Here is a 23858-nt window from a genome sequence, read left to right as displayed (position 1 = left end):
GCCGATGCGAGGACCCCGGGCGCTCGCGGTCCTGGCATCGGTGCTCCTCTTCGCGGCGGGCAGCACCGCCGCCACCGAGGGCGCACCCGCAGCGGCCCCGCCGGCCGACCGTCCCTGCGCGCTGCGCGCCGCGCCGGGCGTCACGATGTCCGAGGGGTTCGGGGGCGCGGACGGGAGCGAGTTCGCCCGCGCCACCGGCGAGGTGCGGGCGCTCACCCTGCTCGTCGACTTCCCGGACAAGCCCGCCCCGTACAGCGCCGCCGAGCGCTACCGCGAGTTCTTCCCCGCCGTGCGGCACTGGTTCTACCGCGCCTCGTACGGGAAGCTGCGCTACGTCTCCACGCCGGTGCTGCGCTACATCCGCATGCCGAAGCCCTTCACGTCGTACGGGATAGGGCGCGGCTACGGCTGGCGCACGCACACGGCCATGATGCGGGACCTGCTGCGCGTCGCCGACCGGAAGATCGACTTCTCCGGGTACGACCTGGTCAACGTCCTCGTCACGCCCAACGCCGGGCCGCCCGCCGAACAGGCCGTCCTCTCGGTGACCTGGACCGGCGCCTCGGCCGCCACCACCGACGACGGCACGAGCCTGGACCGGGTCTCCCTGGTCTACGGCCACGACCAGTCCGGCGCGCGGGTGCTCAGCCACGAGAACGGCCATGCCTTCGGACTGCCCGACCTGTACTCCGTCGAGGACTTCGGGCACACCGACACCCTCGCGGGCCAGTGGGACGGCATGTCCCTGGACTGGGGGCTGCAGGGCGACCTCTTCGCCTGGCACAAGTGGCGCCTGGGCTGGCTCGAGGACTGGCAGGTCGTCTGCGTCCGGGACCCGGGCGCCCGCTCGGTGCACCTCACGCCGGTCGAGGTGCCCGGCGGCCGCAAGGTGGCCGTCATCCCCCTCGGCCGGACCCGCGCGTACGTCATCGAGGCGCGCGCCGCCCGCGGCAACGACAGCGAGGCCTGCCGCGAAGGGGTGCTGATCTACCAGGTGCGCACCGACGTCGACTCGGGACACGGACCCGTCACCGTCGAGGACGCCCATCCGCGCACCACCGCCTGCGAGTACAGCAGCGCCACCTTCAACGCGCTCAACGACGCGCCGTTCTCCTCCGGCGAACGCTTCACCGACCGCGGCCGCGGCCTCACCGTCGACGTCCTCGGCCGGGACCCGGACGACGAGGGCTGGACGGTGCGGATCACCACCTCGCGCCCCCTGTGGGACGGCCCCTAGGGCCATGGCCCCGACATGACGAAAGGCGCCCTCCCGATGGGAGAGCGCCCAGGTCAACGGCTGTGCCGTGAGTGCGCCGCCAGGGACTCGAACCCCGAACCCGCTGATTAAGAGTCAGCTGCTCTGCCAGTTGAGCTAGCGGCGCTCGCTGACGTCGTAGAGATTAGCATCCGCTTGCGGGCGGGTGAAAATCGATAATCAACCGGCCTCCGCGCGGGCCGCCCGGACGCAGGCCCACAGCAGGACGTCGGCCCCGGGGAGCCAGGGGCGGCGCGTGTCGGGGGCGACCAGCCAGCGGGAGCGCCCGTGGCCGGTGTCGCCGTACGGCGGGGGCAGCGCCACCGAGTCCCCCTCGCCGTGGCAGAGCACCGGCGGCACCGTCAGCCCCCACTCCTCCCAGGTCAGCAGCCCGGGGAGGCGTGCGGCGGTGCCCGGCTCGGCGAGGAGCAGCACCCTGCCGCGGAGCATGGCGGCCGGGCCCGAGCCGGGGCCCGAGGACCACAGCTGCTCCAGGACCCGGCGTCCGAACAGGGCCGGCAGGTTCACCGCGTCGAAGGCCGTCCCGCAGGGCAGCACGCTGGGCGCCGTGGGCCGTGCGGACCACAGTGCCCGCACGCTGCGCGGGAAGGTGCTGGCGGAGGCCAGCCAGTCGGCCCCGTCGGGGGTGGGGTACTGCGCGTACGGATATGGGTGGGAGGCGGACTCCGGCACGCCCCCCGGCCATGTGTGCCACTGCCAATCACTCATGACCCATACAACTACCGTGAGTGAACGTTTCGCTACGCGACATCGCCCGAAGGCCGGACACGCCCGCCATGTGTCGGGTACCTTGCCCCCAACGCATATGCCAGGTGCGTCGTCAGGACAGCGCTGCGTCCCCGCCCCGCATCAGGCCCTCGCCGAACTCGATCATCCGCTTGGCGTAGTCCTCCGACCAGCCCGCCTGCGCACCGATGGCGGCGGGGGTCAGCCGGTCGAACCGCTTGGGGTCGGCGAGCTGGGCCGCTGCTATGGCCTGGAACTCCGTCGCCCGGTCCGCGGCCGCGCGGAAGGCGAGGGTGAGCTCCGTGGAACGGGCCAGCAGCTCCCGGGGGTCCTCGATGGACTCCAGGTCGAAGAAGTGCTCCTCGTCCTCGGCCAGGGCGGCGGGCTCGAACAGCAGCTGGGCGGGTTTCAGGCGCGGGGCGGGCTGCTTGCCCGCCGCGCTGTGAGCCGACTGCGGCTCGGACATGAACGTACCTCCAGGATCGTCAGCGCCTTCCATTGTCCCGCCCCGCGCAAGAGTGCCCCGGGCGACGGCCGGCGCGCTACGGCCGCCAGGCCACGCGGTGCTCGGACAGGTGGGCCAGCACGGCGTGGTTGGCCTCCCAGCCGTCCGGGAACTTCACGGTCACCCCGAGCTGGACGGGCTCCGTCGAGGGGTGCTCGTCCAGCAGCTCCGAGACCCCGGCACGGCACACCACGATGCACGCGTGCCGGTGGCGCGAGGCCAGCACGCACAGCCGCCCCGTCTCCAGGTGGAACGCGGTGGCGTCGGGACGCCCCGACAGCGGGTGGAGCACCACGGTGACGTCGAACTCGCGGCCCTGCAGCCGGTTGGCGGTGTCCACGGTGACCCCGGTCACGCCCAGGTCGGCCAGCGCCGCGCGGACCGCCGCCGCCTGGTCGCGGTGGGCGGTGCCCACGGCGATCCGGTCCGGGCCCACCGGGGCGGTGCCCTGCTCGGAGACCGCCACGCCGCCGCGGTCCAGCAGCCGCCGTACGACCAGTGCGACCGCCCGGACCGCCTCGGGGTCGGTCCGCGGGGTGCGCCGTGCGGGCAGCTCCAGCAGGCCCCAGCCGGACGCCGCGGCCTCGTCCACCACCCGGTCCGGGCCCGAGCCGTCACCGGGCACGCCGAAGGAGAGCCGCCGGTCACCGTGGTCGGTGCCGCTGCGGAACGGGGTGTACGGGTAGAAGGCGTCGGAGACCAGCGGCGCGGCGGAGGCCGGCAGCCGCCAGGAGACCGGCAGCCGGTGCTGCGGCAGTCCCGGGTTGTGGGCCAGCAGGGTGACCACCGCGCTCGCCGACGGGTCGTAGCTCAGCCCCGCCCACTGCTCGGCGCCGACCACGCTGAACGGATCCAGCTGACCCGGGTCGCCGACGAACAGCGCCCGCTCGAACAACCCCGCCACCTGCAGCAGCGCGTCCGAGCGCATCTGGTAGGCCTCGTCGACGATGGCGTGCCGCCAGGGCTCGGTGTCCTTCACGAAGGCCCACTTCGCGGCGGTCGCGATCACCACCTTGGCCCCGGCGAGGTCGGCCGCCTTGCTCGACTTGAGCACGGCCTCGTGGCGGTCGAGCACCGGGTCCGGGGGCGAGTCGCTGCCGTGCAGCCGGCCGATCGGCAGTCCGGGTTCGGCGGTGGCCAGCCGGTCCACCAGGTCGTCCACCTGGGCGTTCGTCTGGGCGACCACCATCAGGGTCTCGCCCGCCGCGACCAGCTCACGGGCGGCGCGCACCACCAGCGTGGACTTGCCCGCGCCGGGCGGCGAGTCCACCACGACGCCGCGGTGCGTCCCGTGCAGGGTGTCGTGCAGGATCCGCTCGGTCGCGGTGCCGGCCGCCCGGGCGGCGTCGCTCACCGGGCTCACAGATAGTCCTCCGTGGTCGCGGGGTCAGGGCTCTCGGCGACGGCGGCCGCGGTCGTGCCCGCGGTCGTGCCGGCGGTCACGCTCGCGGCCGCGGTGCCCGGGGGTCCGCCGTGCGTCCACGGGGTGTCCTCGGGCTCCGGCAGCCCGGCGCCGCCACGCGGCGCGTGCTCGAACAACGTCCAGCACACCTCGTCCCCTTCCTCCGGCACCGTGCCGGGCTCGGGGACCTTGCCGCGGCCCATGCCGTTCACCACCCGCAGGAGCACCGCACCGGGCCCGGCCCACTCCACGAACTGCGCCTGCTGCGTACGGCCGTCCGGCAGCGCGCGGTAGAGCTTCGCGTCCTCGTCCAGATGCGGCCGGTCCTGTGTGAGGACCGTCACCAGCGGGCGCGGCTTGGGCACCTTGCCCTCGCTCATCGCCATCTCCACCCGGTCCACCCGGCCCGCGAAGGCCTCGCCGGCCAGTCGCCGCCCGGCCATCACCAGCGGGTCGTCCAGCGCTTCCTGGGCCTCCAGCCGCACCTGGGCGGTCTCCCGGCCGGCGAGCTTCTGCGCCGCCGACACGGCGTCGTCACGGCGGGGCTGCGGCGGCTCCCCGGCGCGCACGCGGTCCCGGTGGGAGGTGTACGACCAGCGGTCCCGTTTCCAGCGGTCCGCGACGCGGGCGCCCTCGGGCAGCTCGCGCAGCAGGTCCAGTGACCGCCACACCGCGTCCCAGGTGGGGCGCATCTGGCAGGCCAGCAGGCGGGCGATGTCCTCGCCGGCCCCGGTGATCCCGGCGTCGTAGCGGGCGGTGGCCGGGGCGAGCACCGTGTTGTCGAAGACCGGGTCCGTCGCGGGGCCGGCCGGCGGGAACGTCAGCAGGCCGTCCGGGCCGCGGTGGGACTCCGCGCGGCGGGCCGCCTCCATGCCCGTCATGCCGTCGGTGGGTTCGATCCAGGCCAGCAGGGCGCCCAGGTGCTGGTCCTCGAGGTTGCTCTGGCCGGTCGCCCAGTGCCGGGTGAGCAGTTCGGTGGCGGACAGCAGCAGCGCGGAGCCGGGGGTGCGGGCGCGTTCCCCGTAGTGGGTGAGCCAGCGGCCGAGCAGCGGCACCCGGGCGGGGACCGGGTGCGGCTCGTCGGGGTCGTCCTCGGCGGTGCGGCGGAAGCGGGTGGAGCGGCCGAGCAGGCGCACGTACTCCACCGCGGGGGTGTTCGCGACCACGATCTGGGGTGCGTCGGCGCAGACCTCCGACTCCTCCCGGTTGCGGGTCGCCGGCTCGGTCTCCGTGTCGTCCGCGTAGGACTCCAGGTAGGGCAGCACGACCTGCGCCAGTTCGGCCAGGAAGGCGAAGCGCAGATCGCGGTCGCGCGGCTGCGGCACCGCCAGCAGCCGGGGCTCGTCCCGGTCCGTGCCGACCAGGGCGCCCAGCGGGGCGCCTACCTCACCCGCGGTGGTCAGCGGGACGAGGACCAGCGGCCGGTCCGACAGATGGCGGTGGCGCACCGTCGCGAGCGGGGTCGCCCGGCCGGTCGCCATGGCCTCCGCGCGGGCCAGCACCGAGATCAGCGACATCCCAGCGCCTCCTCCCGCAGGGCCTGCGCCCGCCGCAGCGCGGCGACCGCGGGATCCGCCGGATCGCCCTCGGTGCCCAGCGCGGCCGCCAGCACCTGCTCCACTTCGGTCAGGGCGCCCAGTTCACCGCGCACGCCGCGGCCGAGGACCTCGACCGCGCCGCAGGCCCGGGCCTGGTCGCGGCAGTGGAAGGACAGCTCGCAACTGGCCAGGCACTCGGGCGCGTACGCCGCGGGCAGCCGGTCCACCGCATCGGAGAGCTCCGCGGCGGGGCGGGTCGCGGTCCGTCCGTCGTCGGTGAGCCGCAGGTCGAAGGTCGTGCCCTCCGGGAGGGCGGCGGCGATCTCCTCGATCCGGGTCAGCCGGGCCAGCTGCCGCCGGGTGACCGCCAGTTGCTTGCGCACGTCGACGAACTCGGCGGCGGGCAGGTTGGAGAAGTCCTTGGGGCACACCAGCAGCACCCGGTGCTCCGGGGTGCCGAACCCCAGCCGCTCCAGCGCCAGGACGTACACCGCGGCCTGGCGGGCCGCCGCGCCGACCTTCACGGCGTCCGCGGAACCGTCGAGGATCGGGAAGGACTTGACCTCCACCACGGTCCACGAGCCGTCCGGCCGCACGGCGATGGCGTCCGGCTCGAGGTAGACCGGGGAATCGGCGACCTCGAGCACGAGCAGGGGGTGGTCGAGCAGCGTCCACCGGCCCGCCGCGGTCGCCTCCTTGAGCGCGAGGCGGGTACGGGCCACCCGGCCCTCGGGGCCCGGGGCGGACAGATCGGGCAGCACGGCGTCCGCGGTCTCGGGCGCGCCCAGCAGGCGCAGCAGTTCGGCGCACCCCGCGGCCTTCACCCGGGCCTCGAAGGCATGGCCCCGTACGAACGCGAACTGCGACTGCCCGAAGGGCGCGGGGTTGCCCAGGACGCGCGCCACCGCCGCCTTGTCCACCCCGGCGGCGTCCAGCAGCGCCCGGCGGCGGCACCCGGGGTTCGCGGCGAGCGCCGCCAGGGCGCGCGCGTCCATCGGGCGCGGCACGGTCGTCGGGCCGCGCAACGCGGCCAGCCGCTCTCGCAGATCGTGCGTAGTGCTCACCCGGGCAAGTCTCGCACCCCCCACCGACAACGCGGGCCACAATGCGGAGGCCGCGGGTCCGCGGCCTCCGCCGGAGGGTCAGCGCCGCGGTTCGACCGCGGTTCCCGGCAGGAACCCCACGTCCGCCGGGGCGACGTCGCGGGAGGTCGCGACGACGGTGGAGGAGGCGGGCCGCGGCGTCGCGAACCGGCTGCGCGCCCCGTCGCGTATGAGGTCCACCACACGCAGCGCGGGCCGCGCCAGCAGGAAGCCGATCCCCATCACGGCGATCCCGGCGAGGGCGTCCAGCAGGTAGTGGTTGGCGGTGCCCATGACCACGAGGGTCGTGCCGAGGGGGTAGAGGACGCCCAGGGCGCGGACGAAGGGCGTGCGGCCATGGCGCCAGAGCATGATGCCGCACCACAGGGACCAGCCGACGTGCAGGCTCGGCATGGCCGCGTACTGGTTGGTCATCCCGCCCAGCCCGCGCGGCGCGCTCGCCTCCGCGCCCCACCAGCCGTACGAACCGTACTGCGCCATGGTGTCGACGAAGCCGTGACCTGCGGCCAGCAGCCGCGGCGGCGCGGTCGGCATGAGCGTGAAGCCGATCAGCCCGACGAGGGTGGACATCAGCAGCCATGTGCGCGCGAAGCGGTAGACGGTCGGCCGCCGGCGCCACAGCCAGACCAGCACCAGTGGGGTGACCAGGTAGTGGAGCGAGGCGTACCAGAAGTCGGCGGGAACACCGAGCGACCGGTAGCGGCTGAAGAGGGAGTTGAGCGAGCGCTCGGGGTCGATGCTGAGCGCGCGTTCCAGGTGGAGTATGGCGATGCCGTGGTCGACTGCCCGGCCCACGTCGCCGCGTACGAGGAGGCGGCCCGCGGTGTAGAGGCCGTAGACCACCGCGATCAGCGGTAGCTCGGTCCACCAGCGGAGCCCGCCCCGGTAGGCGGACGCCCGTGGGGCGGTGGTGCTCATCGTCATCCGGCCGTTCTCCCCCCATCTCTCCCATTGAGAGTCGCTTCGATCTACCGTACGACGTACGCTAGGCAACCCGGGCAGCGCCCCCGACTATTCCCTTCACCACCGATTCGTCCTGGATTCACGGAGCCGTGCTCGGGAAGACGTGCGAAAAGACGCCCCGCTTCCTCCCCGGGTTGCCCGAAAACGCGGGAGAATCAAGGAAACCGCTCGACCTTCCGACCGCTCGCGCAGGATTCCCCCCGACCGGACACACATCCCTCATGACTGTCACCCCGCCGGCCCGCTCCCCACGGCGCCGCGTCCCCCGCAACACCCTCAACCCCGACCGCATCCTCGACGCCGCGGTCGGGCTCCTCGACCGCCACGGGCCCGAGGCCTTCACCATGCGCGTGCTCGCTCAGGAGCTCGGCGTCGCGACCATGGCCGTCTACTCCCACTTCAAGGGCAAGGACGAGATCATCGACGCGGTCAACGAACGGCTGCTCGCCGAGATCGAGATGCCCCCCGGCTCCGGCGTGCCGCGCGAGCAGCTTATTGAACTCTGTGTCGGTGTGTACCGGCTTTTCAGTGAGCATCCCTCCGCGCTGCAACTGCTGACGAGCCGCCCGCTCCGCGGCGACGAGGCCATCGCCGTCATCGACCGGATGCTCTGCCTGCTGATCACGGCGGGACTGGACCCGCCCGCCGCCGCGCGCGCCCAGGTGGCGCTGATGCAGTACACGGTCGGCGCCGCGCTGTGGGTGGTGCGGCGCAAACGCGCGGAGTGCGAGGAGGCCGAGGCCGGGCTGCGCGAGAGGATCCGCAGCCGGCTCGCCGACCTGCCGCCGGACAGCTACCCCTCGCTCGTGGGGCTGGCCCCCGAACTCGTCGCGGCGCAGCAGTCCGGCCGCGCGCAGTACGAGGCCGGGCTGTCCGCGCTGCTGGACGGTCTGCTCCGCTCCTGAGCGCGGCGCGCACGGGAGCGCCCCGGCCGGGGCGGGGTGCTGAACTGCCGGCCGGGGCGCCCGTGTGGGGGGAGGGGGATGGTCGCGTGCGGCCTCAGCCGCCGTAGGCCGCGAGGGCCTTGGAGAAGGCGCCCGCCTCCTGGAGGATCGAACTGCACGTCGCGTCGGCGACGTTCTTGGCACCCCCGGGGCACTGCTTGTCCCGCGTGCCCGACCACATCGACAGCCAGCCCAGGCCCTTGGACCGGGCGAAGGTCACCAGCTGCGTCGCGTCGTCGACCCTGAAGACCTCCGTGGTGACGTCGTTCACGCCGATCATCGGGGTGACCGCGACGGCCTTCCACGCCGCGGCGTCCGACAGCCCCAGCACGCCCTTGAGCTGTCCCTGGGTGGCGGTGGCGGCGTCGATCGCGTAGCCGCCCATGTCGCCGCTGAAGGAGGCGCCGTAGTCCATCGCCATGATGTTGACCGCGGTGATCCGCACACCGTGGGACCTGGCGTCCGCCAGCAGGCCGACACCGTCCTGGGTGAGGCCGGTCGGCATCACCGGCAGGGTGTAGGAGACCTCCAGGCCGCTGTGGCTCGCCTGGAGCTGCGAGACGGCCTGCGCCCGGCGGGTGTTGGCGGCCGTGTTGGCGATGGCGCCGCCCTCGACGTCGAAGTCCACCTTGGTGAGCTTGTAGGTGTCGACGACCTTGGCGTACGCCGCGGTCAGCGCGGAGACCGAGGAGCAGGTCGTCGCCAGCTCCGAGCCGGACGCGCCGCCGAAGGAGACCCGTACGTCACCGCCCGCCCTGCGCAGGTCGCCGATCTGGGCCGCGACGCCGTCGTTCGCCAGGTCGCTGACCCCGCCCCACTTGGGCGTGCAGCCGCCGCCGTCGGTGACGAAGGCCAGGTTGTACTGCTTGACGCCGGTCGCCCGGGAGTGGGCGAGCAGGTCGAAGGCCGGGTAGAGCGAGGTGTCGACGTACGGCGCGAAGCCTGCGGAGGACGGCGAGCCGGTGCCCGAGGTCGGACTCGCGGTCGCGGTCGTGGTCGGGGTCGCGGTGGCCGTGGGCGAGGAGGTCTTCGTGGGGGTGGCGGTCGCCGTCGGGCTCATGGTGGCGGTGGGGCGCCCGCTGGGGGAGGCGGTCACGCCGTCGTCGACGGAGCACTTCACGTCGTTGATCCGGCAGTTGACCGGATCGCCCGCCTTCGCGGCGGACTTCGTCACGAAGCCGAACTCGGCCGTCTTCCCCACGGCGATGTCCTTGTTCCAGCTCGCGGGGCGCACGGTCACGTGCTGCCCGGACGCCGTGTAGGTGGCGTTCCAGAGCGAGCTGATGCTCGTGCCCGCGGGCAGGTCGAACTTCAGCGTCCAGTCGGACAGCGTCGCGTTCGAGGAATTGGTGATCTCGTACCGGCCGGTGTACCCGGTGCTCCAGTCGCTGGTCTTGCTGTACGCGGCACCGACGGTGGCGGCCTGGGCCGAGCCCGCGAGCGCGAAGGCCCCGGCCGCGACGACCGCGCCCGCGGTCACGCTCCCGAGGAGGGCGACCTTGCGGGTGGGACGACGACGATGTGAGTTCCTCATGAGGCCGCACGCTAGCGATGCCGATTCGGACAAATGCCCAGTTCCGTGCGGGCGTTCGACTTCTTATGGCGCGCTTAAGGGAGCCATCGGGGCCGGTTAAAGGTTCAGACCTCTGCGGGCGGCGCGGTGCTGCTCGCGGCCGGTCGGCCAGTCGGCCGGTCCCCGCCGCCCGGGGGGCAGGCGGCCTTTGTCAAGCCCCGAAATCCGGGGGCATGACGCGGGGCGCCGGGCCGGGGCTAATGGAGACATGGGTGCACGCAGAGCCGGGAATTCGGAGTGAAATTCCGGACAGGACCGTTCGCCGTACATCCCTCCCCGTAATTCCTCACGCAAGGAGAATCCCGATGACTCGCACACGACGTCTGGTGGTCCTCACCGCTTCCGCCGCCCTGGCCGCGGGAGGTGCCCTGATCCCCACCACGGCGTTCGCCGCCCCGGCGTCGGCGCAGGCCGGCTCCGTGGTGACGCAGACCTCCCAGCAGCGGGCCGGCGCCGTCAGCGGCTACGTCAGTGACGACTACTGCTATTCCGGGGAGGACGCATACTATTACTACTAAGAGGCCTGCGACATTTACTGGGGCTGACCCGGAACGGCCGTCGCGAAATCCGGCTCGCATACCTGCCGGGTGGTGGGAGCCACCCGGCCTCGATCGTTCAGAGCCCCGTGGCCGCGGCGGTCCGCTTCAGCCGCCTGCGGCGCACCACGCGGTGGTTCCGCTTCCCGCCCGCGGCGAGCGGCCGCAGCGCGATCCACACCCGGATCTCCGCGCCTCCCAGCACCGAGGAGCCGAGCCGGACGTCGCCCCCGGTGGATTCCGCGAGGCGCCGTACGATGTCCAGCCCGAGGCCCGTGGAACCGTCGCCGCCCGCGCCCTGGCCGCGCCGCAGTGCGGCCGCCGGGTCCTTGATGCCCGGGCCCGCGTCGGAGACCAGCACGATCACCGCCTCCTGGCTGCTGTGCACGTCCACCGCGAAGGCCGTGCCCTCGGGGGTGTGCCGGAAGACGTTGCCGAGCATGGCGTCCAGCGACGCCACCAGATCGGCCCGCGCCACCGGCACCCGCACCGGGCGTTCGACGCCCGCGGTGCTCACCTCGCGGCCCTGGTCCTCGGCGAGCGCCGACCAGAAGGCCATCCGCTCCCGGATCACCTCGGCCGCGTCGCAGCCCACCGCGACCGGCTGGCTCTGCGCCTGCTGGGCCCGCGCGGTGCGGATGATCTGGTCGACCTCGCGCTCCAGCTGGGCCACCGCGTGCCGGGTCTGCTCCCCGGCGGGGCCGTCGCCGAGCGAGGCCGCGTTGAGCCGCAGCACGGTCAGCGGGGTCCGCAGCCGGTGCGACAGGTCGGCGGCCAGCTCCCTTTCGTTGGCGAGCAGTTGCACCACCTGGTCCGCCATCGCGTTGAACGCGACGGCGGCGGAGCGCAGTTCGGCCGGTCCGTCCTCCGGGACGCGTACGGTCAGGTCACCGCGCCCCAGGCCGTGCGCCGCCTCCGCGAGGCGCTCGGCCGGCCGCACCAGGCGCGTGCCGAGCCGGTCCGCCACGGCCACCGCGCCGACGATCAGGCCCACGCCGACCAGCGCCAGCACCGCCCAGGCGGCGGTGACCCCGCGGCTGACCTCGCCGTCCGGCACGAACACCTCGACCACCGCCACCGAGCCCGAACCGACCGCGGTCGGCTGCAGCAGGGCGTAGCCCCCGGCCACCGGGACGGTGGAGGCCCGGCCCAGTTCCGACGCCCGGTCCAGGTCGGCGTCCGGCGCGTGCGGGTCGCCGATCTCCACCCCCGCCGTGCCCTCCGTCGCCGGCACCCGCACCGCGATCCGGCCGTCGGCGCCCGCCTGCGTCGAGGCCACCGCCCGCTCCAGCTGGGTGCGGTCGGTGGTGATCGCCAGCGCCGGCCCTATGGCCGCGGCCTGCCGCTCCGCGTTGCCGATCGCCCGGTCCCGGGCCATCTCCTTGACGGTGAGCGCCAGCGGCACCGCGAAGGCGACGACGACCATGGCCGTCACCGCGACGCAGACCTTGACCAGCGCCCACCTCACCGCGGTGGCTCCAGCTTCACGCCCACCCCGCGCAGGGTGTGCAGGTAGCGCGGCCGGGCCGCGGTCTCCCCCAGCTTGCGCCGCAGCCACGACAGATGGACGTCGATGGTCTGGTCGTCGCCGTACGACTGCTGCCACACCTCCGACAGCAGCTCGCGCCGTGCCACCACCACGCCCGGCCGGGCCGCCAGGAAGGACAGCAGGTCGAACTCACGGCGGGTCAGGTCCAGCGGCGCCCCGTCCAGGACGGCCTGGCGGCGCAGGACGTCGATCTGCAGGCCGCCCACCCGCAGCACGCGGTCCGCCTCCGCCGACCGCGAGCGGCGCAGCACCGCCGCCATGCGCGCCGACAGGTGCTCGACCGAGAACGGCTTGATGAGGTAGTCGTCGGCGCCCGCGTTGAGCAGCCGCACGATCTCCGACTCGTCGTCCCGCGCCGTCGCGATGATCACCGGCACGTCCGTGATGCCGCGCAGCATCTTCAGCGCCTCGGCCCCGTCCAGGTCCGGCAGGCCGAGGTCCAGGATCACCACGTCGAAGCCGACCTGCGCGACCTCCCGGAGCGCCTCCAGGGCCGTGCCCACGCTCCGTACGGAGTGCGCGGCCTCGGTGAGGTGCCGGATGAGGGCGGAGCGCACGAACTGGTCGTCCTCGACCACGAGCACACTTGCCATGGCCCGCAACTTAGCCCATGAGGGGGATGCCGGGTGGGCGCGAGCACGTCAGAACCTGAAGCGCAACCCCCGGCTCCGTTCGGCGGGTGCTTCCGGCACTATGGGCGGATGCGAAAAGGACTGGCGCACGCCGGAGCGTGGACGCTCGCCACGAGCGCCGCCGTCGCACTGTCGTGGTTCGGCGTCCACCACGTGCTGGCGGGCACGGCCTACGACCCGCCCCGGGCCCTGCCGATCTCCGAGCCGGTCTCCGACAAGGTCCCCGCCCCCACGCAGTCCCCGGACGGCGGAGCCACCCACCGCGCGGCCGGGCCCACGGCCACCGGCCCGGCCCGGACCGCCCCCGCCACGCCGCGCACCCCGTCCACCGTCCCGGCCCGGCCGCCCGGTTCGGCCACCCCCGCCACCACCTCCTCCGCCGACACCGGCAACGTGCACGGCTACACGGTCGAGGGCGGACGGGTCGTGCTCGACCTGGGCGAGACCTCGGCGACCCTGGTCTCGGCGACGCCCGACTCCGGCTGGGAGATGAAGGTCTGGAAGCAACCGGAGTGGATCCGCGTCGACTTCGTCTCGGCCACCACGACCTCGTCGCTCTTCTGCACCTGGAACGGGCATCCGCCCACCGTCGACACCTACAAGGCGCAGAACACGGGCGGTTAGCGGAACACCGACTCCGGGGGAGCGGGCGAGGCCGCCGCCGTGGCGTCGGTGACCGGCGCCGCGCCGCCCGCGAAGGCGTCCAGCTCGCTGCCGTGCTCGACCCGCCCCGGATGCGGGTCCGAGGCCACCCGCCGGGTGAACTCCGCCACGGGCAGTTCGCCGTCCGCGGCCACCAGGATGACGTTGCCGAAGCGCCGCCCCCGCAGGACGGCGGGATCCGCCGCCAGGCACGCGTGCGGGAAGCAGGCCCGCACCGTCGCGATCTGCGCCCGCAGGAACTCCAGCCGTCCGCCGTCCGCCACGTTGGCGGCGTAGAGCCCCCCGGGCGTCAGCGCGCGCCGCACCTGCGCGAGGAACTCCGTACTGGTCAGGTGGGCGGGCGTACGGGCCCCGCCGAAGACGTCCGTGATGACCAGGTCCGCCCAGCCTTCCGGGACCTTCGCCAGGCCCTCGCGGGCGTCGCCGCCGCGCACCTTGATGCGCCAGGTGCGGTCCCAGGGCAGTTCCCGCCGCACCAGCTCGACCAGCGCGGTGTCCAGCTCCACCACCTGCTGCGTCGAGCGCGGCCGGGTCGCCGCGGTGTAGCGGGCCAGGGTCAGCGCGCCGCCGCCCAGGTGCAGCACGCGCAGCGGGCGGCCGGGCGGCGCGGCGAGGTCGACGACGTGGCCGAGCCTGCGCTGGTAGGAGAAGTCCAGGTGCTCCGGGTCGCCGAGGTCGACGTGCGACTGCGGCGCCCCGTCGATCAGCAGCGACCAGCCCCGCGGCCGGTCCCGGTCCGGCACGAGCTCGGCGAGACCCCCGCCGACCTGCTCGCGTATGCCGTCCGGTGCCTTCGTCGTCCTCGTCCTGCGTGGTGCCATGCACCCCAGTATGGGCGGCGGGCGACGCGGGGCTCAGAGCCGGTCGGCCAGCTCGATCATCCGGGCGGCCTCGCCCAGCGCGTCGCGCAGCACCGCCGGGTCCGTCACGGCGCTGTCGTCGTGCGGGGGCACCAGCCAGCCGGTGCCCGCCACCGGCGGCTCCCGCAGCTCGCCGGGGACGGTGAAGCCGCCGCCCTCGGTCTGCGTGCAGGCGCTGCCCGGCATGTCCCAGCCGTCGGCCGTGCCCGGCGGCACCAGGAAGCCGAGGCTGTGACCGGAGCTGTCGTGCAGCACGGGTCCGAGACCGGTCCGCATGCGCAGGATGTCCACGGCCTCCAGTCCCTGCCGGGTCGGGACGGTGACCAGATCCCATGGTTCGTCCAACAAGGCGAATCCTCCTTGGGGTCGGACGGTGGGTTGCACGGTGTCCAACGCGCGCGGACGTCAACGGCTACGCCCGCTTGACGCCGACAGGGGTGGCGTTTCATGGCGAATGGAGGGTGAGATATCCCTTTTGTAGCCAAACCCACGGTACTCGGGCCCTCACAGCGAGTACGGTCGTCGCGCCGCCAACCGGCACCGCACCGACCGTCCAACGGGAGCCCGGCGATGCACTCGTCACCTTCCACCCCCAACACAGCCTTCCGGCGCCTGCGCGGAGACCGGTCCCCCGGTGAGTTCGCCGCCGCCGTGCGCCGCGCGGGGCGGGACATCGGCGAACAGGTCAGCTGCGACGCCCGCTACATCGGCCGCGTGGAGTCGGGGGAGATCCGCTGCCCCAACTACGCCTACGAGCGGGTCTTCCGGCACATGTTCCCCGGCCGCGACCTCGCCGACATGGGCTTCGAGCCCCGTGAGCTGGTCCGCGGCCGGCGCGGCACGGCGGTCCCGGCTCCCCGGCCGGCCCCGTACGAGACCGAAACCGACGAGGAGAGCGACGTGCTGCGTCGCGCGTTCATGACCGGCGGCCCGGCCGCCATCGCCACGACCCTGATGCTGGGGCCCGCCACCGCGGCGGAGCCGGTGCACAAGGTCGGCAGACCCCAGGCCCGGGCCGTCCGCGCGGCGGTCCGCGAGATCCGCCTGCACGACGACCGGCACGGCGCCGGCGCGCTCTACCGCCAGGCCGGCCACTCCCTCGGGGCCGCCTACCGCCTCCTCGACGAGGGCACCTACAGCCAGGCCGTCGCCGAGGACCTGATGGGCGGCGCCGGTGAACTCGCCATCTCCGTGGGCTGGCTGGCCCACGACTCCGGGCGCCTCGCCGACGCCCGCTCCTTCTACGGCGAGGCCCTCGCAACCGCCCGGATGGCCGGTGACCGCGCCCTGGAGGCGCACGCCTTCTGCAACGCCTCCTTCCTCGCCCGCGATGCCGGGCGCCCCCGCGAGGCCGTCCGCGCGGCCCAGGCCGCCCAGCAGGCCGCCCGCCACCTCGGCTCGCCGCGCCTGCTCTCGCTGCTCGCCCTCCGCGAGGCGGGCGGCTGGGCCGGCCTCGGTGACCGCCCCGGCTGCGAACGCGCCCTCGCCCGCGCCCAGACGCTGTTCGGCAGCGGCCCCCGCGCCGCGGACCCCGAGTGGATGACCTTCTACGGCGAGGCCGAACTCGCCGGGCTGGAGGCCCAGTCCTGGTCCGCCCTCGGCGACCACCACCGCGCGGTCGAGCACGCGCGGCGCGCGGTCGGCCTGCAGGCGCCGCACTTCACGCGCAACGCCGCGCTGTACACCGCGGAACTCGCCGACAACCTCGCCTCCGCCCGACTCGTCGACGAGGCCACGGACGCCGGCATCCGCGTCCTGGACCTCCTGGGCCGCGTCCAGTCCCCGCGCGTGCGGGGCATGCTCTCCTCCACGGCCCAGACCCTCCAGCCGTACTCCCGGCGCAAGGACGTCGCCGAATTCCTGCGCAGGCAGGCGCAGTCGCGGCCGGCGTGAACCGGCGCGCCCCGCTGTGCCGGGGGCCTCGTCAGACGTAGAACTCCTCCGCGTCCGGCAGGACGCTCCCGGAAAGGCGGCGGGCGAAGGCCTCGTAGGCGTCGTGGCCCAGGAAGTACGGCCCGGTGGAGTGCTGGCAGAACACCCGGCCCAGGTCGTCGACCAGCACGATCCCGCCTTCCGAGGTCTCGTAGCCGACGGGGAACACCGGCCGGCGCAGCTTGCCGCCGAGCTCGTCGAAATCCTCGGCGTCGCCCTCGTAACCGACGTCCGGACGGACGACGAGAGCGATCTCGGGTGCCGCCTGGTACGGAAGGCGCAACAGCCCGTAGGAGCCCAGGAATCCCAGGGCGGCGGCGAACGTGGTGAGCGGGAACCCCTGGCGTTCGGCCTCGTGCAGCCGGAAGGCGAGATGCTCGCCGATCCGGTCCCGCACGTCCCGCCCGGGGTACCAGCCGTGCTCCCGCAGCCACGGCCGGACCGTCGCCTCGTGCGTCAAACCGCCGCCGTCCTTGTCACGTCGAGCAGATCGGTCTCCTGCTCCTCCCACTGCTCGTAGAGCGCGTCAGGGCCGTGTTCCCCCACGTACGCGATCTCGTCGGCGGTCACCGGGACCACGGTGAGGAGCTGCAACTCGGGGCGGCCGTCGGCGTTGACCAGGGACTCGAAACCGTCCAGGGCATAGGGATGCGGGGCGATCATCACCCCTTCGATCCGGGTGCCCGGGACGAGCGGCTCCGGCGCCGGGACGACCTGGTCGAACGTGGGCCCCTCCCCCGTGCGCAGGGCCAGCGCCGCGGCCAGCACAGTCAACGCGCGGGCGGCCGCCCGCTGTTCCAACCTCAGGGTGCAGGCGAGTTCCAACGGCATGATCGCGGTGAGGTTCCGGAACCTCAGACCGTTCGTCACGGCGGTGACCAGATCTCTGTCTCCCGATCGGCAGAAGAACAGGCCGAAACCACGGTTTCCGCCTCCCGCCGTGGGGCCCTCCACATCCTGGACCGGTCCCAGGTGAGCCTGGATGTGGTCGAGGAATCCCGCGTACGGTTCGCCCACCGCTACGCCCACAGCCGGTCGAAGTGGAGCCGGAGGCCGTACGTCCCGCCGGGGCCGGTGACGGTGAGGGCACCGTCGGGCGTGAGGGCGATGCCGTCGGCCCGGTGCAGCAACGGAAGGGGGTGGACGCGCGCGCCGAGCAGGTTCCAGACGCTGGCCCGGCCGTCGGCCCAGGCGGCGACGGCGACCGGGCCGTGGGCGGGGGTGTCCGCGGCGGCCAGGGCGGTGATGACGCAGTCGCGCCGCTCCACGGGGTCCGGCATCGGTTCGCCCGAGGTCGCCCACAGGCGCAGGGTGCCGTCCAGCCCACCGCTGAGGCAGAACGACAGGTCGTGCCGGGCCGAGTGGACGTGGGCGAGCGTGGAGACGGGGGCCTGGTGCAGGGGGCGGCTGAGGGGCTCGGGGTCGTACGCGGGGGAGCGCCACAGGTGGACGCGGCCCTCGGCGTCACCGACGGCCAGGAGACCGGCGGCGGGCACCGAGGCCAGGGCCGAGGGGCCGTCCTGGTTGTGGCGGTGGGCGGCCTCGCCGAAGGCGACCGTGCCGGGCGGGAAGGCATGCAGGACCTGGTCGCGGTCGAGGAGCAGCATGCCATCGCCGAGAGCCGCCAGGGCCAGCGGCCGTACCTCGGTGGGGGAGGGCACCCTGCGCAGGTCCGCGCCCGTGACGGGGTCGAGGGCGTGCAGCCGGCCGAGGGGATCGGCCGCGAGCAGCTCCCCCTCGACCGTGCCGGGGCCGAGGGCGGTGAAGGACTCGCCGGGGCGGAACCACTCGGCGGTCCAGGTGCTCCGCTCGGCGACGGGGCGCAGCAGCGCGGCCATCTGGGGCGCGTCGGCGAGCGCGGCGGCGTGCAGGACGGCGGCGCGCTCGGGGTCGCTCATGCCGGTGTTCGTCAGCACGGGCGCCGCGCGGCGCCACAGGGGGACCAGTACCGCGGGGGCCGCGGTTGCGGTGTCCGGGTCCGAGAGGGCCGCCGTCACGGCCGTCGCGGAGCCGTGGACGAGGAAGCCCGCGTCACGCAGCAGCCGGTCCGCCGTACCGGCGGCGACGGCGTGGCCGAGCACGTGCTCCCGGGAGTAGGAGCTGGTCAGGGCACGGGACTTGAGGACGTCGACGATGCGTTGGTCCAGGCCCGCGACGACGGGCCCACCGGACGGCACCTCGTACCGGGCTCCCCCGGGCAGGCGTTCCACCGCGGCGGCGACGGCCTCCCGCGCCGCCGGGTCGCCCGTCAGGTGCGCGTGCAGCAACTCCCACACGTCCAGGGGGACCGGCCCGCGCAGCGCGGCCAGCGTGTGCAACGCGGGACGAGCCGTCTCGGGCAGCCGCGCCCACCACACGGACGGTACGGCTCCCTCGGCAGGCGGCCCGGGGACCGTGGCGGCCAGGCGGGCCGTCGCCGGGTGCGGGAACACCTGGTCCGCGGTGAAGGCGGCGCCGGCGGGGACCAGCCCGGCGTACCAGGCGGTGAACTCCGCGCGATCGGTCAGCGCGGGGTCGTCCAGGTCGACCACGAAGGCCCCGTCCGGAACGTTCCCGGTGTCCCCCGCTTCGAGCAGCACGCGCACGTGCGCGAAGCCCAGCAGGGGGTCCACGAGGGCCTCCCGGCAGCCCGGCCGGGCACCGTGCAGGTCGGCGAAGCCGAGGGTCAGCGGACGCGGGTCGACCAGGATCCGCCCCAGCAGGTCCTCCGTGGACAGCGGCCCGTACCCCAACTGCCGTCCCAGTTCCCAGGACACGGCGTCCGCGGTCAGGCCGTGGGCGGGGGCGAGCCCGTGCACCATGGTGCCGGGGTCCCGGTGCGCGCCGGCCGCGAACCACGCCAGCAGATGGCTCTTGCCGGCCCCGGGGGAACCGGTCACCGCCAGCGGTGCCTTGGTGCCCGACGTCGCCCACTCCAGGATCCGCCGCCCGGCGGGCCCCCGGCCGGCCCCGAGAGCGGGCCGGTCCGCCGTCCCCAGTTCCCCCGTCATCTTCCTCAGCCCTCCTGTGCCGCCGCCTCGCGCAACTTCCGGATGCCGGCGGCCCGGGATTCGGCCGTCTCCCCGTAGGGGAAGTTGTGCGTCAGCCCGGCCTCCGGGAAGAGGTCCGCGAGCATCATCGAGCAGTAGTGCCCCGGCATGAAGCACGACTCCAGTTCGGTGTGGATGCGTTTGACCTGCTCCGGTTCCACCCCGGCGGCCCGCAGGTTCGCCCACAGCCGCTCCTCGGGGTGCACGCAGATCCCGCCCGAGGAGGTCAGGATCTTCGCCTCCCCGTCGGCGTCGACGACCTCGAACGCCGCGAACCACTCCGCGCCCGCGGTGTCCCGGATGTCGTCCAGCACCTGCGGCCACCAGTCCTCGCGGTCAGCGAACGCCGTCGCGTCCAGTTCACGCAGCCGCGTCTCCAGCGCCGCGAACGCCTGTGACGCCGCCTCGGGCCGGTCGGTGCCCGCGATCGCGGTGAGGGCCTCGTCCAGCGCCACCAGGCTCCGGGCGAACGCCTCCGCTGTGCCGCTCACATGCCGCTCGGGCTCGTCGTAGCCGACGAGGACCCCGCGCACGGCGCCGTCCGGGGCGAGGCAGATCTCGTACCCCCGGTCGGTGCCCAGGCGCAGGTACTCCCGCGCCCGCTCGGGCACCTCCGCTTCCAATGCGTCGGCGAAGGCGGCCAGGGTCTCCGGTTCCTCGGGCGACGTGGCGAAGTACGGTCCCACCTGCAGGGGCACCACCACCTCGGGCGCCCCCGCGAACCGCCGCACCCCGCCGTCGCCGAACCGGGCCACCACGCTTGCCGTCACCTCTGGGCGGCCGTCCATTGCCTGTCGTCTCCTTCTCCTGGTCCTCCGGCGCCGCCCTAGCCGGCCACGCCGTCGAAACCCTTCGAGGCGTCCTGGAGGAACAGGGACCACGGGCTGTTCTCGTTCTCGAACGCCATGGGCTCCAGCGGACGCAGTTCTGCGAGGAGCCGGTCCGCCGCCCCCCGCGGGTCCCAACGCGCCGCCCGCACGGCGGCGTCCGGGAACTGTGGGTCGTAGGCCGGGCGTTCGCGTTCGGCGGCGCAGAGGAAGTACGCGAGCGAATGCAGGCCCTCGTGGAGGGGGAACACCTCCGGCTCCGCCTCGGGCAGTGCCCAGACCCGCCCGGACGTCCCGTCCAGGACCACGTGGTCGTAGTGCAGCTGGGCCAGGTACAGGAAGCCCGCGGCGCCTGGAGGGGCGTCGTCGGCCAGGTGCCAGTCGTGGATGGTCGTCATGTGCGTCGGGAAGTCCGGGTCCAGCACGAACACGCCGCTCTCCTGGAGGGGCAGGCCGATGTCCCGCAGGAACTCCCGCGAAGGCTCGTGGGTGATCAGGGACATCGCCGGGTCGTCCAGGGTGACCAGCTCACCGGGAGGGAAGACGGACTCCAACAGGGCGCGTGTCACCGTCGGTGGCATGATCCCCTCTCCTGCACGTCATGGGTGTGGGCGGTCGTTCGCGGGCTGCCGATCCTACCGGCGGCCCGCCCGGAGGTCGTCGAGGTAGCCCTTCATGATCGCGTTGCCCCGGTCCTGGGAATCCGCATCGCCGTACTCCACGCTGTGGCTGACGTCGACGTGCGGCATGTACCCCTCCAGCCAGTAGGCGCAGGTGGGCGACTTGTCGTAACACGGTTCGCGCTCCGTGTACATGTGCGTGACGTCTCCGTCCATGCCCCTGTCCATGAACGGTGTCGCCAGGCGCTTCTCCGAGTGGTACGGGCGTTCGCTGTACGTGACGAGGACGAATTCGTGGTCGTTCGCCTCGTCGCGGTAGTGGGCGGCCGCGTAGTTGTTGCTGCTGAAGGTCTCCTCGTCGGTGCCCTGCTTCTCGTACGTCCCGTAGTGGCCCTTCGCGTGGCGGGCCCTGCGGGTGGCGTCCGCGAGGGGCGTGGACGACAGCGGGACCTCGGTGGACTCCTTCTTCTTGGCGGGCTTGCCGCCGGGCAGTTGGCCCACGGTCCGCTTGCCGGGCTTCGGGACGCTCGTCCGGTCCGTGGGGTTGCCGTCGCGGTCCTGCAGGAGCCGTGTGATGCCGGACTTCTTGTCGTCGTCCGTGAGGTCGACGAGTTTGCCTTGGTCGTCCAGGCGCTTGATCTGCCCGTCGGACTCGAGGACGTAGACCGGCTTGCCCCTGCCCGTCTTCTGCAACTGCTGCAGCTCGGTCGCGATGCTGTCGTCGTTGTCGCGGTGGTTCTGGTGCATCTGCTTGAGGCCCTTGCGCATGTCGTTGCGCACATGGCCCACGGCCTTCTCGGCCGCCTCGCCGATGCCGTCCACGATCTTCGTGGCGATCGGCATGATGTGCCCGGCGATCTCGCCGCGGCCGCCGGTGCGGTTCTTGGCGTCGCGGGCTCGGCTTATGTGACCCTTCGACTTGCCGTGCAGGGAGCCGGTGATGCCGTCGAGCTGGGTGTCGATCCGGTCGAAGCTGTCCCCGTCGCTCTGGAAATGAGTGCCCCCGCCGCCCCCACCGCCGGTGCCCCCGCCCCCGCCGCCACCGCCACCGCCGCCTCCGGCGCTGGCGAGGGTGAAGCTGTCGGCCTGCTTCTTGGCGCCGTCGACGCCCTCGCCGAAGCCCTCCTTGCCGGCGTCGGCGGTCCGGCCGAGGTCGACGCCCTTCTGCAGGCCGAGGGCGTTGGAACCGACCTGGATGATCAGGTCGGCGGCCATCGACTCCAAGGCGGCGTAGATCGGGGCGGTGGCGATGGACATCAGCTGGTCGACGACCTGGTTGATGACCTCGCGGAAGATCTTCTTCACGATCATCCGGGTCGCCTGCGTCGCGGCGGCCCCGGCGAAGCTCGACAGGCCGAGCGTGACGGGCGCGGAGGCGATGGTCGCGGCTATCTCCACCGCCAGGATGCCGAGTTGGACGATCGCCGCGACCTTGGCGACTTCGATCGCGATCGCCACCCCGTCGAGCGCTGTCGCCCCCATCCGCGCGGCCTCGGCGAGATTGGCCAGATGTGTGCCCTTGACCTTGCCCCAGTGCGCCTCGAAGGCGTCCATCGCGGCGCCCGCGTTCGCGCCCAGCAGCTCCTGCACGGCGGTGTGGGCGTCCATGGCGCCGCCGTCGATGTCGTCCGCGAAGTCCCGCAACGACGTGGCCATCTCGCGGTAGTCGTCCTCGTCGACGTTCGGCCACGCGATGCCGATTAGGTCGAGCACGTACGCCAGCTCGTCGGGCAGTACGACACCCACCGCGGACACCCCCGTGTCTTTTCTTGACTGCAGCAGCAGAGAATTTGACGCTACGTGAGAGGCTCCAGTTCCTCAACTGGCTTGGAAATGCCGGGCTGTCTATCGGGCGCGCCACCTGAGCACGTCGTCGTCACGCACGGTGATCCAGGTGCCGTCCCCCAGGGAAACCGGTTCGGGGCTCACGGCGAAGGGGTACGCGATCTCGGCCAGCGGCTCCAGGGACGTCGCGTCGAGCAGGAGGTGCCGCGACTCCTCCGGCCAGATGTCGTACGCGACCGCCGCGAGCACCCGGTGCCGGTCGAGGAATCCCGGGCTGCCGGCGAAGCACAGCTCCGGATCCTCCAGCGCGGTCGCAGCCGCCACGTCCGCCCCAGCCCGGCAGAGACCCGACGCGGTCGCCTCGTACCGGGTGAGGATCTCGCCTCCCCGGGTCAGCTTGAGGAAACCCACGCCGTCCAGGCTGTTGCCGGTGAACGGTTCGTCGGCCGCACCCACGTGGTGCCGGCCGTTGCGCACGAACGCGTCCTCGTAGGCTCGGTAGCTCCAGGGCAGGCCGGCCAGTCCGAGGAGCCGGTCCAGCAGGTCGTCCTCGACGTCGCGCAGGTGCACGGCCACGGCCGCCCCTACCGCTTCGGCCGGACGGCGACGCCCGCGCGGCGGTAGGCGCCGTACGACATGACGTCGTTCCCGTCGAGGAGGATCACGTACGCCTCGCCCCGCGACCAGCGGACGTGCCGGGTGGCGTCGATGTCCCTGTACGGCCAGGGGCCCGCAGGTTCCGGTTCCCCCAGGCGGTCGCGCAGCAGTGCCGCCACCCGCCGGTACTCGGCGTCGTAGTCCTCCGCCGTCGCCTCGCGCCGCACGTCGGGGCGGCTGTGCCAGGGCCCGAACTCGTTGTCCCACTCGGCCGGGTCTTCCGGGTCGGCGAAGTACGCGAAGGGGTGCAGGACGTAGCTCCCCTCACCGCACCCGGGGTGGGCGCACGCCGCGTCGGGGGAGCCGTCGTCCATCCAGCCGGGAGCCTCCCCGAGCTCCAGCCACCAGTCGTCGACGCCCTCCTCACGCCCGGGGAGGAACTGGACCTCCCACCAGCCGATGACCGGCCCCTCCTCCTCGTCCTCCGGGACCTTTCAGCCGTTGGCCACGAACGCGTCCTCGACCGCCCGGCAGCTCCACGGCAGGTCCGCCAGAGCGATCATCCGGTCCACGAAGGCCTCGTCGGCGCCGAAGAGTTGTATCGCCATGGCACGCGACCCTAGCGGCCCGGCCTAGGTGTTCTGTCCGGGGAGGTTGTGGACGGGTGATGTAGGTCTCGGTTGAGGGATCTTGAAATGGGTGAGGGCCTTCTGGCCTGGTGTGGATTGCGACATCTGCACCGGCGACCAGAAAGGCCCTCGTGCCACACCGTAATGCACCCCTGACCGAGACCGGACG

Annotated in this window: 24 protein-coding genes and 1 tRNA gene; 5 read left to right on the top strand and 20 right to left on the bottom strand. The window is 73.4% G+C overall.

Features of this window, described 5'->3' with window-relative positions:
• The first annotated feature begins 4 nt into the window (after positions 1–4).
• Positions 5–1237, top strand: a complete 1233-nt coding sequence (locus ACFYYN_RS25680; RefSeq protein ID WP_500547673.1) for a M6 family metalloprotease domain-containing protein — start codon at positions 5–7, stop codon at positions 1235–1237.
• Positions 1238–1309: 72 nt separating this feature from the next.
• Here the strand turns inward: ACFYYN_RS25680 and ACFYYN_RS25675 are convergent.
• From ACFYYN_RS25675 to ACFYYN_RS25645, 7 genes are all read right to left on the bottom strand, one after another.
• A tRNA-Lys gene (locus ACFYYN_RS25675) sits at positions 1310–1382 on the bottom strand.
• A gap of 53 nt (positions 1383–1435) precedes the next feature.
• Positions 1436–1984 (bottom strand): bifunctional DNA primase/polymerase, encoded by a 549-nt coding sequence (locus tag ACFYYN_RS25670; protein ID WP_500547672.1) that lies wholly within the window; start codon positions 1982–1984, stop codon positions 1436–1438.
• A 112-nt stretch (positions 1985–2096) separates the two neighbouring features.
• A complete protein-coding gene (locus tag ACFYYN_RS25665) occupies positions 2097–2468 on the bottom strand; it encodes a DUF8844 domain-containing protein (RefSeq protein ID WP_499512035.1) in 372 nt (123 codons plus the stop codon).
• Positions 2469–2544: 76 nt separating this feature from the next.
• The gene (locus tag ACFYYN_RS25660; RefSeq protein WP_500331416.1) at positions 2545–3870 is read right to left on the bottom strand and encodes an AAA domain-containing protein; all 1326 of its coding nucleotides are present in this window, start codon (positions 3868–3870) and stop codon (positions 2545–2547) included.
• Positions 3867–5426 (bottom strand): hypothetical protein, encoded by a 1560-nt coding sequence (locus tag ACFYYN_RS25655; RefSeq protein WP_500547671.1) that lies wholly within the window; start codon positions 5424–5426, stop codon positions 3867–3869. Before ACFYYN_RS25655 ends, ACFYYN_RS25660 begins: the two co-directional genes overlap by 4 nt.
• A complete protein-coding gene (locus tag ACFYYN_RS25650; RefSeq protein WP_500547670.1) occupies positions 5417–6511 on the bottom strand; it encodes a hypothetical protein in 1095 nt (364 codons plus the stop codon). The genes ACFYYN_RS25655 and ACFYYN_RS25650 overlap by 10 nt, the downstream gene beginning before the upstream one ends.
• 78 nt (positions 6512–6589) lie before the next feature.
• Positions 6590–7474: a phosphatase PAP2 family protein gene (locus ACFYYN_RS25645; RefSeq protein WP_500331411.1), complete on the bottom strand. Its 885-nt coding sequence runs from the start codon at positions 7472–7474 to the stop codon at positions 6590–6592.
• A 260-nt stretch (positions 7475–7734) separates the two neighbouring features.
• Between ACFYYN_RS25645 and ACFYYN_RS25640 the strand changes: the two genes are divergently transcribed.
• Positions 7735–8418, top strand: a complete 684-nt coding sequence (locus tag ACFYYN_RS25640; protein WP_499512030.1) for a TetR/AcrR family transcriptional regulator — start codon at positions 7735–7737, stop codon at positions 8416–8418.
• 94 nt (positions 8419–8512) lie between these two features.
• Here ACFYYN_RS25640 and ACFYYN_RS25635 read toward each other — a convergent pair whose 3' ends face one another.
• The gene (locus tag ACFYYN_RS25635) at positions 8513–9991 is read right to left on the bottom strand and encodes a cellulose binding domain-containing protein (RefSeq protein WP_500547669.1); all 1479 of its coding nucleotides are present in this window, start codon (positions 9989–9991) and stop codon (positions 8513–8515) included.
• Positions 9992–10335: 344 nt separating this feature from the next.
• On the opposite strand from ACFYYN_RS25635, the gene ACFYYN_RS25630 reads away from it, so the two are divergent.
• On the top strand, positions 10336–10548 hold the full coding sequence (locus ACFYYN_RS25630; protein WP_500547668.1) for a hypothetical protein: 213 nt from the start codon (positions 10336–10338) through the stop codon (positions 10546–10548).
• Between the two features lie 97 nt (positions 10549–10645).
• Here the strand turns inward: ACFYYN_RS25630 and ACFYYN_RS25625 are convergent, their stop codons facing one another.
• Together ACFYYN_RS25625 and ACFYYN_RS25620 are read right to left on the bottom strand one after the other, a co-directional pair.
• A complete protein-coding gene (locus ACFYYN_RS25625; protein WP_500331374.1) occupies positions 10646–12034 on the bottom strand; it encodes a sensor histidine kinase in 1389 nt (462 codons plus the stop codon).
• Entirely contained in the window at positions 12031–12708 is a 678-nt protein-coding gene (locus ACFYYN_RS25620; RefSeq protein ID WP_500331372.1) for a response regulator transcription factor, read from the bottom strand. Before ACFYYN_RS25620 ends, ACFYYN_RS25625 begins: the two co-directional genes overlap by 4 nt.
• Positions 12709–12816: 108 nt before the next feature.
• Here ACFYYN_RS25620 and ACFYYN_RS25615 point away from each other — a divergent pair, with 108 nt between their 5' ends.
• On the top strand, positions 12817–13371 hold the full coding sequence (locus tag ACFYYN_RS25615; protein WP_500547667.1) for a hypothetical protein: 555 nt from the start codon (positions 12817–12819) through the stop codon (positions 13369–13371).
• Here the strand turns inward: ACFYYN_RS25615 and ACFYYN_RS25610 are convergent.
• Together ACFYYN_RS25610 and ACFYYN_RS25605 are read right to left on the bottom strand one after the other, a co-directional pair.
• Positions 13368–14231: a spermidine synthase gene (locus ACFYYN_RS25610; RefSeq protein WP_500547666.1), complete on the bottom strand. Its 864-nt coding sequence runs from the start codon at positions 14229–14231 to the stop codon at positions 13368–13370. The genes ACFYYN_RS25615 and ACFYYN_RS25610 overlap by 4 nt on opposite strands.
• 33 nt (positions 14232–14264) lie before the next feature.
• Positions 14265–14663, bottom strand: coding sequence for a hypothetical protein (locus ACFYYN_RS25605; RefSeq protein ID WP_500331366.1), 399 nt, complete (start codon positions 14661–14663; stop codon positions 14265–14267).
• A gap of 177 nt (positions 14664–14840) precedes the next feature.
• Between ACFYYN_RS25605 and ACFYYN_RS25600 the strand changes: the two genes are divergently transcribed.
• Positions 14841–16163 (top strand): NsdA family TPR-like regulatory protein, encoded by a 1323-nt coding sequence (locus tag ACFYYN_RS25600; RefSeq protein ID WP_500547665.1) that lies wholly within the window; start codon positions 14841–14843, stop codon positions 16161–16163.
• Between the two features lie 31 nt (positions 16164–16194).
• Here ACFYYN_RS25600 and ACFYYN_RS25595 read toward each other — a convergent pair whose 3' ends face one another.
• From ACFYYN_RS25595 to ACFYYN_RS25560, 8 genes are all read right to left on the bottom strand, one after another.
• Positions 16195–16662, bottom strand: a complete 468-nt coding sequence (locus ACFYYN_RS25595) for an SUKH-3 domain-containing protein (protein ID WP_500547664.1) — start codon at positions 16660–16662, stop codon at positions 16195–16197.
• Positions 16659–17156 carry a suppressor of fused domain protein gene (locus tag ACFYYN_RS25590; protein WP_500547747.1) on the bottom strand — a complete coding sequence of 166 codons (498 nt, stop codon included), beginning with the start codon at positions 17154–17156 and terminating at the stop codon, positions 16659–16661. The genes ACFYYN_RS25595 and ACFYYN_RS25590 overlap by 4 nt, the downstream gene beginning before the upstream one ends.
• Positions 17157–17221: 65 nt before the next feature.
• A complete protein-coding gene (locus tag ACFYYN_RS25585) occupies positions 17222–19192 on the bottom strand; it encodes a hypothetical protein (protein WP_500547663.1) in 1971 nt (656 codons plus the stop codon).
• Positions 19193–19197: 5 nt separating this feature from the next.
• Positions 19198–20019: a nucleic acid/nucleotide deaminase domain-containing protein gene (locus ACFYYN_RS25580; protein ID WP_500547662.1), complete on the bottom strand. Its 822-nt coding sequence runs from the start codon at positions 20017–20019 to the stop codon at positions 19198–19200.
• A 38-nt stretch (positions 20020–20057) separates the two neighbouring features.
• Entirely contained in the window at positions 20058–20639 is a 582-nt protein-coding gene (locus ACFYYN_RS25575) for an SUKH-4 family immunity protein (RefSeq protein ID WP_500547661.1), read from the bottom strand.
• 54 nt (positions 20640–20693) lie between these two features.
• The gene (locus ACFYYN_RS25570) at positions 20694–22424 is read right to left on the bottom strand and encodes a WXG100-like domain-containing protein (protein WP_500547660.1); all 1731 of its coding nucleotides are present in this window, start codon (positions 22422–22424) and stop codon (positions 20694–20696) included.
• A 99-nt stretch (positions 22425–22523) separates the two neighbouring features.
• Positions 22524–23039: a hypothetical protein gene (locus ACFYYN_RS25565; protein WP_500547659.1), complete on the bottom strand. Its 516-nt coding sequence runs from the start codon at positions 23037–23039 to the stop codon at positions 22524–22526.
• A gap of 8 nt (positions 23040–23047) precedes the next feature.
• Complete coding sequence (locus tag ACFYYN_RS25560) at positions 23048–23434, bottom strand: hypothetical protein (protein ID WP_500547658.1); 387 nt, start codon at positions 23432–23434, stop codon at positions 23048–23050.
• Positions 23435–23858: the final 424 nt, after the last annotated feature.

Source organism: Streptomyces sp. NPDC001902, from assembly GCF_042891295.1.
Lineage (GTDB): Bacteria > Actinomycetota > Actinomycetes > Streptomycetales > Streptomycetaceae > Actinacidiphila.
Note: the sequence above shows the minus strand (reverse complement) of the source record. Positions and strands in the feature narration are given on the sequence as shown.